This is a genomic window from Corynebacterium canis (genome assembly GCF_030408595.1).
Lineage (GTDB): Bacteria > Actinomycetota > Actinomycetes > Mycobacteriales > Mycobacteriaceae > Corynebacterium > Corynebacterium canis.
Window position 1 is genome coordinate 942,861 of the sequence record NZ_CP047080.1, and the last position, 15,844, is coordinate 958,704.

Annotated in this window: 11 protein-coding genes; 4 read left to right on the forward strand and 7 right to left on the reverse strand. The window is 61.1% G+C overall.

Going from position 1 to position 15,844, the window contains the following annotated elements; genetic code table 11:
• Window positions 1-6 precede the first annotated feature (6 nt).
• Window positions 7-1,536 carry a dolichyl-phosphate-mannose--protein mannosyltransferase gene (locus CCANI_RS04170; protein ID WP_146325218.1) on the reverse strand — a complete coding sequence of 510 codons (1,530 nt, stop codon included), beginning with the start codon at window positions 1,534-1,536 and terminating at the stop codon, window positions 7-9.
• Here CCANI_RS04170 and rsmI point away from each other — a divergent pair.
• The 3 genes from rsmI to metG all read left to right on the forward strand — a co-directional run bounded on the left by rsmI (window position 1,525) and on the right by metG (window position 6,374).
• Complete coding sequence (gene rsmI / locus CCANI_RS04175) at window positions 1,525-2,385, forward strand: 16S rRNA (cytidine(1402)-2'-O)-methyltransferase (RefSeq protein WP_146325220.1); 861 nt, start codon at window positions 1,525-1,527, stop codon at window positions 2,383-2,385. The two genes, CCANI_RS04170 and rsmI, sit on opposite strands and share 12 nt — an antisense overlap.
• A 149-nt stretch (window positions 2,386-2,534) precedes the next feature.
• Window positions 2,535-4,481 carry a BCCT family transporter gene (locus tag CCANI_RS04180; RefSeq protein WP_425457359.1) on the forward strand — a complete coding sequence of 649 codons (1,947 nt, stop codon included), beginning with the start codon at window positions 2,535-2,537 and terminating at the stop codon, window positions 4,479-4,481.
• A gap of 54 nt (window positions 4,482-4,535) precedes the next feature.
• Window positions 4,536-6,374 carry a methionine--tRNA ligase gene (metG, locus tag CCANI_RS04185; RefSeq protein ID WP_146325222.1) on the forward strand — a complete coding sequence of 613 codons (1,839 nt, stop codon included), beginning with the start codon at window positions 4,536-4,538 and terminating at the stop codon, window positions 6,372-6,374.
• A 1,068-nt stretch (window positions 6,375-7,442) separates the two neighbouring features.
• Here metG and CCANI_RS04190 read toward each other — a convergent pair.
• The 6 genes from CCANI_RS04190 to CCANI_RS04215 are packed head-to-tail and all read right to left on the reverse strand — an operon-like array spanning window position 7,443 to window position 14,293.
• Complete coding sequence (locus tag CCANI_RS04190) at window positions 7,443-8,099, reverse strand: TetR/AcrR family transcriptional regulator (RefSeq protein ID WP_146325224.1); 657 nt, start codon at window positions 8,097-8,099, stop codon at window positions 7,443-7,445.
• Between the two features lie 10 nt (window positions 8,100-8,109).
• A complete protein-coding gene (locus CCANI_RS04195; RefSeq protein WP_246118281.1) occupies window positions 8,110-9,885 on the reverse strand; it encodes an ABC transporter ATP-binding protein in 1,776 nt (591 codons plus the stop codon).
• Window positions 9,882-11,639 (reverse strand): ABC transporter ATP-binding protein, encoded by a 1,758-nt coding sequence (locus CCANI_RS04200; RefSeq protein WP_146325226.1) that lies wholly within the window; start codon window positions 11,637-11,639, stop codon window positions 9,882-9,884. Before CCANI_RS04200 ends, CCANI_RS04195 begins: the two co-directional genes overlap by 4 nt.
• A complete protein-coding gene (locus tag CCANI_RS04205) occupies window positions 11,632-13,041 on the reverse strand; it encodes an ABC transporter ATP-binding protein (RefSeq protein ID WP_146325228.1) in 1,410 nt (469 codons plus the stop codon). The genes CCANI_RS04200 and CCANI_RS04205 overlap by 8 nt, the downstream gene beginning before the upstream one ends.
• Window positions 13,038-13,718 (reverse strand): energy-coupling factor transporter transmembrane component T, encoded by a 681-nt coding sequence (locus tag CCANI_RS04210; RefSeq protein ID WP_146325230.1) that lies wholly within the window; start codon window positions 13,716-13,718, stop codon window positions 13,038-13,040. Before CCANI_RS04210 ends, CCANI_RS04205 begins: the two co-directional genes overlap by 4 nt.
• On the reverse strand, window positions 13,715-14,293 hold the full coding sequence (locus CCANI_RS04215) for an MptD family putative ECF transporter S component (protein ID WP_146325232.1): 579 nt from the start codon (window positions 14,291-14,293) through the stop codon (window positions 13,715-13,717). Before CCANI_RS04215 ends, CCANI_RS04210 begins: the two co-directional genes overlap by 4 nt.
• 310 nt (window positions 14,294-14,603) lie before the next feature.
• Here CCANI_RS04215 and CCANI_RS04220 point away from each other — a divergent pair, with 310 nt between their 5' ends.
• Complete coding sequence (locus tag CCANI_RS04220; protein ID WP_146325234.1) at window positions 14,604-15,842, forward strand: hypothetical protein; 1,239 nt, start codon at window positions 14,604-14,606, stop codon at window positions 15,840-15,842.
• Window positions 15,843-15,844: the final 2 nt, after the last annotated feature.

A 15,844-nucleotide genomic window follows, 5' to 3' on the forward strand; every position in this document is an offset into this window, starting at 1 on the left:
CGCCGCCTAGCGCCAGCTGGGCAGCCACATGAGTTGGTCGAACCAGGCGTTGGGTATTTGGAACCCGTAGAGGATCGGGGAGAAGTAGATAAATTGGCCGACGATCAAGGCGGTGTATGCGGCGGCGGCCCATTTGCCTTTCGGGCCGCTGCGGGCGGCGATTCCCAGCGCCCAGGCGAGCAGCACGATGGTGAAGGGCACGAGGGCGACGGCGTAGAAGAAGTACATTTGCCGGTCGTAGGCCAAAAGCCAGGGGAGGAAGCCGGCGAGGAACCCTACGAGGGGCACGCTCATGAGCCGCTCGCGGTGGATAAAGAAACGCCAGGTCGCCCACAATAGTAAAGGCACGGTGACCCACCAGATCGCCGGCGTGCCAAATAGGTAGATGGCGGTTCGGCATTCGGTGTCGCCGCAGGGGGTGTCGGAGGCGGAGAGGTAGAGCACCGGCCGGCTCGCCACCAGCCACGACCAGGGCTTGGATTCCCAGGGGTGGTTGTGCCCACTCGATGTGGTCAACGACGCGTGGAAGGCGAGGACGGTTTGGTGGTAGTGGATCCAGCCTGCCACGGCGTCGGGAAGCAAGAGCAGCGGCGAGTCCCCGGCGATGGTGCCGTCGGAGGCTGCGTGGCGGTATACCCCGGTTTCGGAGGCGAACCAGGCGCGCCAGCTCCATGCGTAGAGCGCGATGGGCAGCAGCACGATGGAGGCGAAGGCGGGGAAGGAGTCGAACACCAGGGTGTCTGCCAGCGCGTGCTTTTGGCGGCGGCGGCGCAGCATCAGGTCCAGCGCTACGCACAGCACGCCGAAGAATGCGATGTAGTACAGTCCGGACCATTTGATGGAGAGCGCGCATCCGAGGCTTATTCCGAGGGCGAAGCGCCACCATCGCCACCCGAATTTGAAGCGGCCTACCCCATCCCAGGCGCGGATGCGGGCGGCCATGGCTTTGTGGTCGCGCACGAGGCAATAGGTGGCGGCGACGATAAAGAAGACTTGGAAGATATCCAGCATGCCAAAGCGCGACCCCACCAGCAGCACGCCGTCGCACACGGCGATAACTCCGGCGAGGATACCCACGATGCGGGAGTTGGTGAGTTCGCGGGCCAGCGCCATGATCAGCAGTACCGTTCCCGCCCCGAATAGTGCGGCCATGACGCGCCACCCGAGCGGCGTGTATCCGAACACCATTTCGCCTAGGGCGATGATTTGTTTGGCCAGCGGCGGGTGCACGACGAGCCCGAACCCGGGGTTTGATTCGATGCCGCCGGTGATCGGGTCGGTGGTGGTGAGCACCATGTCCCAGGCTTGCGGCACGTAGTGTTTTTCATCGAACACCGGGGTGTTTTCGCTGGTAGCTTGGCCGAGCCCGATAAACCGCGTGGCAAATGCCAGGATTGCGATCACGGCCGTGGCGAGGATATCGTACTGCGGGTATTTCCGCTTGTGGCGGGTCCGCGGCGCGGTGCGTGGTCGGCGGGTGCGTTGCTGGCTATCAATCACTCTGTTGATTGTAGGGTGTGGTTCATGAACACTCATCACCAAACACACCGAGAGGCGTTGCCGCAGGGTGTGATTATTGCGGCCACTCCGCTTGGCAATATTCAGGATGCGTCGCCCAGGCTGCGGCAGGCGTTGGCTCAGGCGGATGTGATTGCGGCGGAGGATACGCGCCGTACGCGGAATTTGGCGGCGGCGTTGGGTGTGGAGATCCAAGGCCGTGTGGTTTCCAATTTCGACCACAATGAGCAGGCCCGCGTGCAGCAATTATTGAAGGTTGCGCGCCGGGGGACGGTGGTGGTGATTACGGATGCGGGTATGCCCAGCGTGTCCGATCCCGGGTTTGCACTTATCGACGCCGCGCATACCCAAGGCATCCACGTAACCTGCTTCCCCGGCCCTTCCGCAGTGCCGACCGCATTGGCGTTATCGGGGTTGCCGGTGGGCCGGTTTTGTTTCGAGGGCTTTGCGCCGCGGAAGGATGGTGCCCGGCGGGCCTGGTTGGAGGAATTGCGCACCGAGCGGCGAGCCGTTTGTTTTTTCGAATCGCCGCATCGCTTGGCGGAGACCCTTGGGGTGGCGGCGGAGATTTTGGGCGCGGAGCGCCAAGCTGCGGTTGCCCGGGAACTCACAAAGATGTTCGAGGAGGTGCGCCGGGGTTGCCTTGGGGATTTGGCGGCCTGGGCCGCCGAGGGGGTAAAGGGCGAGGTCACCGTGGTGATTGCTGGTGCCCAGGCGACGGAGCGTAGTGTTGCGGATGTGGTCCCCGAGGCATTGGCGCGGGTGGCTGCCGGTGAACGCCTAAAAGCCGTGTGTACGGACTTGGCGGCGAGGTACAAGGTGAGCAAAAAGGAGCTCTATGATGCGGCCGTTACGGCCCGAGACTAAATTGTTATAGTTTTGTGATCAAGCGGTGTAAAAGTCGCAAATATACTGGCCCCTTCCTGCGTCACGAATAGGTAACGCGGGGCGGTTTTGGTGCCAAATGTGAAGCGTACAGCTTGAAATTGGCTGTTCGGGGACTTCAAGGTGGAAGCATGACTACCTCCGACACCATCCACCCCGATGAAGTCTCGGCAGGCGCCGGGCCTGCCGCGGCGTCGACAAGCGAAATGTCGGCGACGCAACAGCTCGCCGCAATGCTTGACAACCCCGTGACGCATATCCCCGAAGAACCCGAAGTTGTTTTGGAGGGCGAAGATACCGAGGCTGGCATAAACTGGCTGGTCGTGGTCCCATCGATGGCCGTGGTGCTGGCCGTCGTGGTGTGGGGGCTCGCCGCGCCGGCGCAATTTTCCGAGTTCGCTTCTGGGGCGCTGGCCTTTGTGGTGAATAACTTCGGCTGGGCCTTCGTATTCTTCGGCACTGTGTTCGTTTTGTATATCGTTGCCATCGCCGCGAGCAGATTCGGACACATCCGTTTGGGGCGCGATGACGAGGCGCCGGAATTCTCCTCCTTCTCGTGGATCGCAATGATGTTCGCAGCCGGCATGGGTATTGGCCTGATGTTCTACGGCACCACCGAACCGCTCACCTTCTACCGCAATGGCGTGCCGGAACACCAGCCGAACGAGGTGGGCACGGCCTTTGCCACCACCTTGTTCCACTGGACGCTGCACCCGTGGGCGATCTACGCCATCGTCGGCCTAGCGATCGCGTACTCCACCTTCCGGCTCGGGCGCAAACAGCTAATGAGCTCGGCATTTATCCCGCTCATCGGGCCGCGCGCGGCGGAAGGCGTGACCGGGCGCATTATCGACGGCCTCTCCATTATCGCCACGGTGTTCGGTACCGCCGCGTCGCTGGGGCTCGGCGCCCTGCAGATCGGCGCCGGGCTGGACCGCACCGGCATTGTGAGCAACCCCTCCATCCGCGCGTTGGTGATCATCGTGCTGATCCTGGCGCTGGCGTTCGTGCTGTCCGCAGTTTCCGGCGTGGGGCGCGGCATCCAATACATCTCCAACGCCAATATGGTGCTCGCCGCAATTCTGGCCATCTTCGTGTTCGTGATGGGGCCCACCGTCGTGCTGCTCAATATGGTGCCCACCGCGGTGGGTAACTACTTTCAAACCTTCTTCGAGATGGCTGCCCGCACCGCGGACTCCGCCGACGGCACCGCCGGGCCCTGGTTGTCCAGCTGGACCATCTTCTACTGGGCGTGGTGGATCTCTTGGAGCCCCTTCGTGGGCATGTTCCTGGCGCGCATTTCCCGCGGCCGCACGATCCGCGAATTCGTGGTGGGCGTGATGGTGGTGCCCGCCGGCCTGTCCGTGGTGTGGTTCGCCATCTTCGGCGGTACCGCCATTCACTTCGAACAACAGGACCAATCGATTTGGGGCGACGGCGACGCCAAACGCCAGCTTTTCGACCTCCTCTATTCGCTGCCCGGCGGCGGTGTTGCGGCCGTGGTTGCCATGATCCTGCTGGCCACCTTCTTTATCACCTCGGCGGACTCCGCCTCCACCGTTATGGGCTCGCTCAGCCAGCACGGCCGCTTGGATGCGGACCGCTGGGTGGTCGCCGTATGGGGCTGCCTCACCGCGGCGATCGGCATCACGCTGCTGGTGTCCGGCGGCAACGATTCCCTGACTAACCTGCAGAGCGTGACCATTATCGCGGCGAGCCCGTTCCTCGTGGTGATCATCGCACTTATGGTCGCCCTGGCGCGCGGCCTTTCCGACGATCCGCTGTACCTCGACCACAAGTCGCAACAGAAGTGGGCCATGAAGCTGGCCCGCGAGCGCCGCATCCACGCCGAGCAGGAGGCCCGCCGCCGCGCTGCCGCAGCCCGCAAAGCCCGGCAGCATCACCACCAACCACGCCGGAAAAAGGGCTCCGCGGGCGCGCATGACGGTATGCCGCGCACCAATACCTTGATAATCAAGGAGGAGACGTACCCGAAAGGCAGGGAACCGCGCAGCGGTGAGCCCCGCGGCGGTGAGCCCCGCGTGAAGGAAAACGCCAACGCCGGTCAGAAGCGCTAGCTTGGTGGTACCTCACTTCGCGCTGATGTGCTGCCATAAATTAAGGTTGAATGCATGACAAAGTCTGTGCTCACTGCTGTTGCTTGGCCTTACGCGAATGGTCCCCGCCACATTGGACACGTGGCGGGGTTCGGCGTTCCCTCCGATGTGTTTTCTCGGTATCAGCGAATGTCTGGCGCGCAGGTGCTCATGGTTTCCGGCACGGATGAGCACGGAACACCGCTGCTGGTGCAGGCGGAAAAAGAGGGCGTGACGGTGCAGGAATTGGCGGACCGTTATAACCGCCAGATCGTGACGGACCTCGCTGGCCTGGGTCTTTCCTACGACCTATTTACCCGCACCACGACCCGTAACCATTACGCGGTGGTGCAGGAATTGTTCCGCGGCTTGTACGCCAATGGTTATATGGTGAAGCAGACCGCAATGGGTGCGATTTCCCCGTCCACGGGCCGCACCTTGCCGGATCGTTATATTGAGGGCACGTGTCCGATTTGTGGGGCCTCCGGCGCCCGCGGCGATCAGTGCGATCATTGCGGCAACCAGCTTGATCCGGCGGATTTGATCGACCCGGTTTCCAAGATCAACGGCGAAACCCCGCAATTTGTGGAGACGGAGCATTTCCTGCTGGACCTCCCGGCGTTGGCCGAGGAGCTTACGGTGTGGCTCCAGGAGCGCAAGGATTGGCGCCCGAATGTGCTGAAGTTTTCGCTGAACCTGCTGAAGGATATTCGCCCCCGCGCGATGACCCGCGATATTGACTGGGGCGTGCCCATTCCGATCGAGGGTTGGCAGGATAATAACGCCAAGAAGCTGTACGTGTGGTTCGACGCCGTGGTCGGCTACCTGTCCGCCTCCATTGAGTGGGCGTACCGCGCGGGCCGCCCAGAGGCGTGGCGCGAGTTCTGGTGCAACCCGGAGACCCGCTCCTATTACTTTATGGGCAAGGATAATATTACGTTCCACTCCCAGATTTGGCCGGCGGAGTTGCTGGGCTACCGGGGCATTGGCTCCCGCGGCGGCGAGGGTGGCGAGCTTGGCCAGCTGCAATTGCCCACCGAGGTGGTGTCTTCGGAATACCTGACCATGTCGGGTTCGAAGTTTTCTTCTTCCAAGGGCGTGGTTATTTATGTGAAGGATTTCCTTCAGGAGTTCGGCCCGGACCCGCTGCGTTACTTTATCGCCGTGGCGGGCCCGGAAAACAACGATACGGATTTCACCTGGGACGAGTTCGTCCGCCGCGTAAACAACGAGCTTGCCAATGGTTGGGGCAACCTGGTGAACCGCACGGTGTCCATGGCGCACAAGAATTTCGGCGAGGTGCCGCAGCCTGGCGAGCTGACGGATTCGGACCGCAAGATACTAGAGCTTGCCGCCGCGGCGTACGAGGTTGTAGGCGAGGCCATCGCGCATTCCCGTTTTAAGGCTGGCATCACCCACGCCATGCACGTGGTGGGGGAGGCGAATGCCTATATTGCGGAACAGGAGCCGTGGAAGTTGGCCAAGGATGAGTCCCAGCGCGAACGTTTGGCCACGGTGTTGTGGACGACATTGCAGGTGGTCAGCGATTGCAATACGTTGCTTACCCCGTACCTGCCGTTTACCGCTCAGCGCGTGCATGAGACCTTGGGCCGCACCGGGGATTGGTCGGGCTTCCCAGTGATCGCCGAGGTTCATGATGACATGCCTGTCTCCCCAGTCGGTGTAGGTTTGCCCGAGCCCGACCGCACGTACCCCGTGATCACCGGCGATTACAGCACCGCGCAAGCAACATGGCAGCGTATCGACGTCGCGCCGGGCACCGTGCTTGCCAAACCCCAGCCGCTCATCGCCAAGCTCGACCCCAAGTTGGGCGAGATCGGCCCCGAATGGGCGCCGGTCCAGGTCGACCAGTGAGCTAATCCCAGCGCACCTGCCCTCGCAGCCCCGCGTTCGGCCTCACCTAGTCCCCAGCGGCCCCGTCCCACCGGGTCCCCTCAGCCCATCGGGCCCCTTGCGGAATGGCTTGCGCCGCGCCACGCAGGATCTGCCTCGCCGCGCGCGATCTGCCTCGCCGCGCGCGATCTGCCTCGCTTTCGGGCCGGATTATCCTGGGGAAATGCGGCCACGCAGGATCTGCCTCAGGCACATCTGCACGCCGCTGGCAGCAGATGTGCAGCGGAAGCGATTAGAAATTGATCGTAACCCTGCCTGGGGCCGCCGTACCGAGTGCCCAATCTATTTTGCAGGCAAAGCATTATGGTAAGGCGCCTCAGCAGCCCCGCTAAGTGCCTGAAACTCGTTACCCTTACTCGACCATGGCCCATTTTTGTAAACGGCCCCATTTCAACCCGATTCGTTGTGGACGATCTATTGCCACGGCGGGAGTTGAACGGTGTCTACCGATATTTTTTACATCAAAATCCCGAAATCTGTGTAAAACATATCGCGCCGGCGGCCCTGGGTGGCCTCGGATGATGAAAATTACACACGAATCGGCGTTTCGTGTGTAAAATACTTCATGCGCAGCACACAACCTATTCCCAAGGCCCGTCAGTACCCCGAGTTTCCGGCATGTCACCCTTGATTACGAGCGCTGCCCGCCAAGGGATCTGCACGCCCCATGCTGGAGGGTGCGGACGATGGGCCTCTGGCGGAATTGAAAGGCAACCGGCCGCAACAAATATGTATATATATCTACTTTCGAGGGTGGTGGCGTGTTCAAGCTGGGGTCGAGTCGTATCCCGGAAATGTAGTTCGCTACAGTTTTGTGCTCAAGTAAAAGAACGTCGCTGCGGGCTTCAATTCACTTGCCCTATATGGAACATGGTCGAATTACGTCACAGTGACGAAAAGCCGAGCCGATTCGTTGTAGGCAACCTATTGCCACAGCCGGAGTTGAACGGTGTCTACCGATATTTTTTACATCAAAATCCCGAAATCTGTGTAAAAAACTTCATGCGCAGCACACAACCTATTGCAGTTTCAGGTGTCTCCGAGGCGGCCGTCGAAACCCTTGAGGATCAGGTCGATCTTGCGGTCCAAGTAGCCGCGGTCTCGCCAGGATTCGTCCACGGGCATGTGGGTTGGCTCCCCGGATTCGGCGGCCTCGGCGCTCAATAGCTGTTCGGCTCGCTCATAGCCGGTGGTGCCGTTTTCGTTGTAGTTGCGCAGGCCCGCGATCTGAAGGTGCGTCATAAACACGGTGTCGCCCAAGAAATCCAGGGCGAAATCGACATCCTCGGAAGTGCCGGGGAAGCCCGCAGCCATGATGGATTTATTAATGGTCCGGAAATAGCGTTGCACGTGCACGTGCGCCCCCGGCGTTTGGATCAGGGTTTTAATGCTGTTCGGGTAGCGTTCCGCGAAGCGCCAGAGCTCTTCGGCGTAGTAGCGCAGCTGTTCCTTCCACGAAAGGGTGTTCGGTGGCAGGGTGAGGCTATCGGCCATGGCGGCCAGGCAGAAATGAATCAGGTGGTCGCGGGTGGCTACCACACGGTACAGGGAGGGGGTGGTCACCTGAAGCGTGCGCGCGACGTCGGCAAGCGTGAAATCGTCCAGCCCTATGGTGAGCGCTGTGCGAACCACGTCGTCGATATGAAAACGTGGTTTCGGACCGGTCTTGCGTCCAGCAGTCGTCATGGCCGTTAGCTTACTTTGCCTGCTTGAGCGACCAGCCAGTGGCAGCCACTCGGCGGTCCCAGAAGCTCCGGTACGGACCGTTCGCTTCGAACAATTCTTCGTGGGTGCCCTGTTCGGCGATCTGTCCGTGCTCGTCTAGCACGATGATCTTGTCCGCATTCCGCACCGTGTCGAGCTTGTGTGCGATGACCAGGAATGTTGATTGGTCCCGCAGGCGTTCCATCGCGGCTAGGATATTGCGTTCGTTTTCCGCATCGAGTGCGGAAGTCGCTTCGTCGAAAATCACCACCGGAGCCTGCTTTAACAGGGCGCGGGCCACGGAGACGCGTTGCCGCTCGCCGCCGGAAAGGGAACGCCCACCTTCGCCAACGGTAGTGTCCCAACCATCGGGCAAATGCTCCGTGATCGAGGTGACGCCGGCCAGCTGAGCCGCCTGGCGCACTTCGGTCGCGGAGGCGTCTGGGCGGCCGATGCGGATATTCGCCTCCAGGGTGTCATCGAACAGGTATACGTCTTGGAAGACCATGGATAGGCGGGCCATCAGCTGCTTCGTGCCAAGGAAGCGGATATCCACGCCGTCGAGCTTGATGGTGCCGCCATCGACATCCCAAAAGCGGCTGAGCAGGCGCGCGATGGTGGTCTTGCCGGACCCGGATGGGCCGACGATCGCCGTCACCTGATTTGGTTCCGCAGTAAAAGACAGGTTGCGCACCACGGGGTGTTCGGGGGTGTATCCAAAGGCGACGTCGTGGAATTCCACGCGGCCGCTGCCATCGCCGGTGGCCGGGGTAGTGGGCTCCGAAAGGGTCGGGGTATCCAGGATTTCGGTCATTTCCTCCAGCGGCGGGCGCGCCATATCGATGCCCACCATGAGTTCACCGAGTTCCCGCAAATTGTGGGTAAACCGCAGGGTAAGGCCGATAAAGACAATCGTTTGCACCGCGTCGAACGTGCCGTTGGTGGCGGCGTACGAGGTCACGGTCACAATGGCCACCACGAAGAATTGCACCACGATGCCGTTCATAATGATGGGGATCAGCGATTGCCACAGTTCCTTGAGCACAGCCTTATCGTTGGTTTGCAAGGATTTCTCCAACGGTTCGAAATCCTTGGAGCGCCCAGCCGCGCGGATCGCCGGTTGGCAGGTAGCGAACTCCACGATGCGGTGCGCCAGATCGTGCTCGGTGGGCACCACCGCATTAGCAAAGCGACGCTTCAGCGCCTGCGCAAAGATCATCACCGCCGCCGCGATCGGGCCGGTGACCGTGAGCGTGAGCCCGAGGCGCGGGTCCCACGCCCACGAGCCAATGATCAACACGAGCAATGTGGCGGCATTGCCGAACATCAGGTTGTTCATATGTGCCAGCGCCTGCGCGGTGGACATAAAACCCTGCGTGACCAGGCGAGATAATTCGCCGGAACGCTCGTTGCGGAACCAACCCAGCGGCAAGGTAGACAGCGCGTCGCCGATACGTTCGTGGCTATGCACCATGAAATTCAGCGTGGATAGGTAACCGTGTCGGCTGGAACGGTAGCGGAGCACGCCGCCGAGGACGGACATGATGGCCAGCACGATCAGCCATCCGGAAAGGCCCAGCCCAAGCTGCGGTTCCCCGGTGACCAGGGTGGCGGCGAGCGGGATCAGCGCCAGCATGGCCAAGCCGTCCAGGGCGCCGGAGAACGAGGCGTGAATCGCCGCCCGCATTTGCTGCGCGCGGCCGGTCTCCGTCATATAGCGGCGCGGTTGCCGCGTGAGAAACGGATCCTTGAGTATTTCCCGAATCATGGGAGCACCTCCATGAATTGATGGATGGCTGGGGCGGTGACCTCAGCGCCTTGCAGGGAATCCATGATGCGGCCTTCCCGCAGCAGGATCACCTGGTCCGACCCCAGAATCGTCTCCGGCTTGTGGCCGATCACCAACACGGTGCGGCCCACAATCAGGCGGGACAAGGCGGCCTGAATCTCCGCCTCGCAATCGGGGTCGGTGGCGGCCGTCGCCTCGTCCAAAATCAAGATCGGCGTATTGGCCAGCAGGGCGCGCGCGATGGCGATGCGCTGCTTCTGGCCGCCAGACAGGTCCGCATCGTCGCCGACGACGGTATCCCAGCCTTTGGGCAACGCCTCGATCTCATCGAGGATCTGCGCATTTCGCGCCGCCTCCCGGACCTGTTCGTCCGTGGCATCCGGCACCGCCAGCGCGATATTGTCCCGAATGCTCATCTCCGGCAATTGCGGGTTCTGCAATACAAAGGACACCAATGAATACAGCTGGCGCGATGGCAGCGTGCGGATATCCGCCCCGCCGATGGTGATGCTGCCTTCCAATGGGTCCTGGAACCGGGCTAGCATCGTGGCCAGCGTGGATTTGCCGGAGCCGGAGGGGCCGACCAGCGCGGTCACCGTGCCCGGGCGCAATTCCAAATTTACGTTGTGTAATACGGTGTGATCGTCGTAGGCGAAGGTTACATCCTTATAGGCGACGGTGGTGTCTGTGAGGTCGACCTGTTCTGTGGGGTCGGTGAGCTCCGGGCCGTCGATAAACTCCACGATGCGCAAGGCGGCATTCCCGGCGAGCTGATAGGACCACATGGTGTGCCCAATCGTCTGAATCGTCGACGGCAGCACCAGCGCGATTAACGTTGTAGTAACGACGTCGACAGGGGAGGCGTAACCTGCATGAATCACCGCCGCGCCGCCCGCAAAGTTTACTAGGAGCAGCAGCGGAACGGAGACCATCGCCTCCGAAAACGCCGAGGCCTTGAGCACCGGCGTGACCCAGTCGCTATAGAATTTATGGAAACTTTGTGTGGCATTGCGGTACCGCTGGTGGGCTTCGCCAACAGTTCCGAACGCCTTGACCACCTCGATGCCGTCCGCGAATTCCACGGTGGTGGCGGACACAGCGCCGAGGTAATCGTCCATCTGTGCGGTTTTTTCGCCCATGCCGCGCATAGTCCACAGCTGAATGGCCAGGTAAACCAGCAGCATGGAAATGGCGAGCAGGCCGAGGCGCCAGTCGATATAGAACGAGTAGCCGAGCAACGTAAGCGGCACCACGACAACCACCGTGATCTCCACCGGGGCGTGGGCGACCAGCTGGTGTAGCGTGCGGGTATCGTCCTGAATCGCCTTGCGCACGCGGCCCGAGGTGGTCTCGCTAAACCACGAAAGCGGGGCGCGGGCGATGCGACCGATAATCTGTTTGCGCATATGGCGGACCAGATTGAAATCGGCAAAATGTGTGACAATCAGCGCGATAAAGTACAAGCCAAGTTGGCTGAGGAAAGTCACGATCAGCCACCAGGTCAGGGTGTCCACGCGCGCGGCGTCCGGTGGGGTGCCTGCGGCGCGGGCGTCCAAAAGCAGCTGCCCGAGCTGCACCAAGGCGACGTATGGGGCGATCGCGAGCGCCCCGGAAAGGGCGGCGATAACCCGCCCGATGAAAAGCTGGTTTCTTACTGGCTTCAGGAGTCGCTTTAGCGCGAGGCTGCCCGCCTTTTGCTTGTCTATTGTTTGATCAACTCCCTGATCAGTCATCGGAATTTGCCTCCTGTGGCAATAGTTCCTGCCGATGGTCAGCGCAGGCGGCGACCAGCTCTGGGTCGTGGGTGATCACAATGACCACCGCGCCGGAATTGGCAAGTTGTTTGAATTGTTGTGCGATAGCTTCCAGGTGTTCTATGCCGACCCCGGAGGTGGGTTCGTCGAAGATATACACCTGTTTGCGCTGCGCCATGGCGCTGGCCATCACGAGGCGTTGCCGTTGCCCTCCGGACAGCGAATGCGGGTGCCGGTCCTGCAATGTATCCAGGTCAAAGGCTGCGAGGATGGCGGCTGTATCGACCTTTTCGCGCACCCCCAGGGTCACCTCCGATTCCACGGATTCCGCGAATAATTGGCGGCCGACGTCCTGCATCACGATGTAGCTGCTGGCAATGCGTTGCCGCGCGGATAGCGCCGTGCCCTGCAAGGATATGGTTGCGCCGCGCTCGGGTTGCGCGAGGCCGCACAGCACCCGCGCCAAGGTTGTCTTGCCGACGCCGTTCGGGCCGACCAATGCGGTCACCTTACCGGCGGGGAACAACATGCGCTCAATATTTAAGATGCGGGTGCCGTTGACGCTATAGCGTAAGTTTTCTATCTCCAGGCCAGGTGCTGTGGGTGGTGGCAGCTCGACCGGGGTGGGGGCGGTGAGTTGGCGCAGCCCTAGGTGGCGGCGAGTTTCATCATCCAATTGGAAAAAATCCGCGGCCGTGTAGGTGGTAACGATCTTGCCGTCGCGCACGTAAATCACTTGGTCCGCCAGCTCCCGAAACACATGCAGGCGATGCTCCGCGATCACGATCGTGCGGCCCGCGGCCTTCAATTGCGCGACATTGTCCCGCAGCATGCTGATGCCGTCCTCGGATAGGTTCGAGGTGGGCTCATCAAATAGCACGACATCCGTGTCCGGCATGAGCGCGGTGGCATAGGCGACGCGCTGCAATTGGCCGCCGGAGAGCGTGCGCACCATGCGATGCACCCACGGTCCGATGGCCGTTTCGGCGGCGACCTTGGCCATGCGTTTGCTAATTTGTTCGGGCGGCGCACCAAGGTTTTCCAGCCCGAATGCCAGTTCGGTACTTACCTGATCGGTGAAAAACTGGGTACGCGGATTCTGGAATACCGTTGCGGAATGCTCGATCGACTCGTGCAGTGGGCGTTCGCTGGGGCTGTAGCCCGCGACGTCGATAAGCCCGGTGAGCTCGCCCTCGTGGAAGTGCGGTGCCAGGCCGTTCATGAGCTTGATCAGCGTGCTTTTGCCGGAGCCGGAAGGGCCGGCGAGCAGCGTTACCGTGCCAGGCGCGCAGGTGAGCGAGGCGTGTTCGATACCGCTTTCCGTGGCGCCGAGCAGAATGCCCGCGGAATAATGAAACGTAACGTCGTCGATGCGGATCATGGAATCACCTTGAAATACATGAGCGAAAGCACGATAAGGGACACCACGATCAGCGCGTCCACAAAGTTGAACCTCAGCGGGGTCACGCTGGTCGGTTTGGCGGGGCCGCCGAGGCCGCGGATCAACGCCGCCGCCGCGAGCTCATCGCCCGCGCGCACCACCGTAGAGATCAGCGGAATCACCACAAGCTCGCCGTGCTTAATCGGGTGCAACAGGGTGCCCATGACGCCGGGCTGCAGGCCCCGCAAGAGCATCGCCTCGCGGATCGCCATGGCCTCTTGCTTGATGATCGGCAACATGCGCAACATCACAACCGTCGGAATGGTCAACCACTGCGGGGTGTGCATCCCACGCAAAGCCGCAATAAGCACACCTGTTCGGATGGTAAAGATGGCGTAGGCGCCGATACCAATGCTTACCGCAAAACGGCTGAACCAATAGCTCAAAAACCCGAGCGAACCGCTCCAACCCGGCGCATTCTGGAACATCAAAAACGTAGCCGTAAGAGTGCCAAACACCACCGCCACAATCGCCGCAGCCTTGACATGCCCGCTGATGGCCAACAGAAACGCCGTTAAGGCCGCGGCCCCAATGACCACGGACAGCGGACCGTACGTGAGTGTCAAAGCATTGATGGCCACGACCAAAAGCAGCGTGGTGCGCGGATCCGCGGTCATGCGAGTCCCGCGCGGGTGAAGTGCTTACGGCAGGCGCGCACACCCAGCAGGCCGCCGAGGTAGCCGATGATAATGACCGCCACGGCCCACACGCCAATCACCCACGGTTGCAGCAATTCACGCATGGCGGTGGTGTATTCCTCACCCATGCCCTTGAGGACGTCCTGGTAGTACGCGTCGGCGTTGATGAAAATAGGCAGCAGGGGGCCGATCATGATCAGCGAATTAATCGCATACGCGAGCGGAATGCGGGAAGACAGTTTTTGCAGATCCCGGGTGATGATGAAATCCGCGATCAGGCCGATCACGATGCCGACCACAACCGTTCCTACATAGTGGCCGGTGAGCACGAACAAAATTGCGACGATCACGTTGAGTAGCGTGAGTGCGCCGAACTTCGGAGTGCGCAAAATGTACAGCGTGATCACGATGCCGCCAAGCATGATTCCGGCGAACCAACCGACGAACATAAAAGCTGGTCCAACAAGGCCAATCATTCCGGTGGCGAAAATGACCACGAAATACAATGCTGCGAAAACCCCGACGTTAATGAAATCGCGCGGTGTCAGTTTCATGCTGATCCTTCCAACTAGGAGCGAACGGGAAAGGCAAGGTAAGCCTAACACTTAATGGTCGTAATTATCAGAGGCGCGGGCGGGAAAAGTGAAATCGGTGTGGGGGTTCGGGGGTGGGTTTTGCACACTCTAGGCGCGGGGTGAGGGTGATTGTAGAGTTTTTGATACATTCCATGCGTTGCGGAGCGTCGCGCCCCAAGCCGCGCGGATATGTGCTGTTAACCTGCGTTTTATGTCTATACAGGTAGGGAAGCGGAAAACGTGTCAAACTGGTATTCGGGGGATGGTGGCAGTGTGCGCCGGAGCCGTCATGGTGTTTGCATCACCCACATTTGCGGCGGCGCAGGCCACCGGTGGCGGCGTTGTTCCGGAAAGCGCACAGGGGTACTCCATTGATTCGGCGGAATTCGCACGCCTTTACGGGCCGGGTGTGTTTACTCACACCGCATTGAGCAATACCGTTGCCGGGGTTGTTGACGGCACCACACGGGTTGTGTCCAATCGTTTCCGCGCGCTCGAGGATGGGGTATTGGAGGCGGTCCGCTTGTATTGGCCGGACGGGCGCGGCTACGCCAAGGGCACCGGCGGCAAGCTGAAAATCAGCGTGCTTCCGGACGACGGTTCGACTGGCCACTTTCCGAACATGTTGGCGGAACCGCTGGCGGTGACCTATTACGAGCCGCACTTGAACGATGGCGTCAAGACCGGCGCCGGCCCGCTCGTGCCCAAGCTGCAGTTTGAGAGCAGAGAGCAGCAGCTGGTGGCGGGGGAGCTGTACCACATCCTGGTGGAGAACGTGGACGCGAATCCGGCGGAGAATTTCAGCAGCGTCGATCACTCGATTACGAACCGAGAAAACGGTCGCCCCGCGCGGTGGCTGGACACCACGGACTGGGGCAGCGTGATCGGCTACCGGAAAACCGGGCTGGATTACACCTGGAAGGACGTCTCGGCGGAAGGCTCCGGCGACAATCTGTTCTCCCCGATCATGGAACTCACGTTCGCTGGTGGGCGCGTCCAAGGTGTGTTCGATATGGAGTCCGGCAGCGTGGTTCCAGAGCGCATGTACACCGTGACCGCGGACACGCCGGTGCGGGAACGTTTCACCCCGACCAGCGATAAAACGGTGTCCGGGTTGTCCGTGGCGACGGCCGCGCACCGGCCCGGAACGCTCGCGTGGAGCCTAAAGCACGACGAAGAAGTGCTGGTAGAGGGCAAAATCGAGCAGCCCGAGGCGGATTTTGAAACCCACGATACGCCGAAAAACAAGATCGGCTCCTATACCTGGTACGACGTGGAGTTGCCGCAACACGTGCACCTTGCCGCCGGCGAAAACTACGACCTCGAATTGCGTGCCGAAGGTACGAGCGAATGGAAGATAGGCGATCACAGCAACGGTTCGCTTTACGACGTCGCGTGGCCCGCCGCCTTCACCGAATCCCAGGCGCAGCACCTCCAAGACGGGCAATGGATTAACACCAATCATTGGGATCACGCGAAGCCGGGTCGGGGCACGAACTGGCCGGTGGTGCTACACCTTGCCCCGTGAAT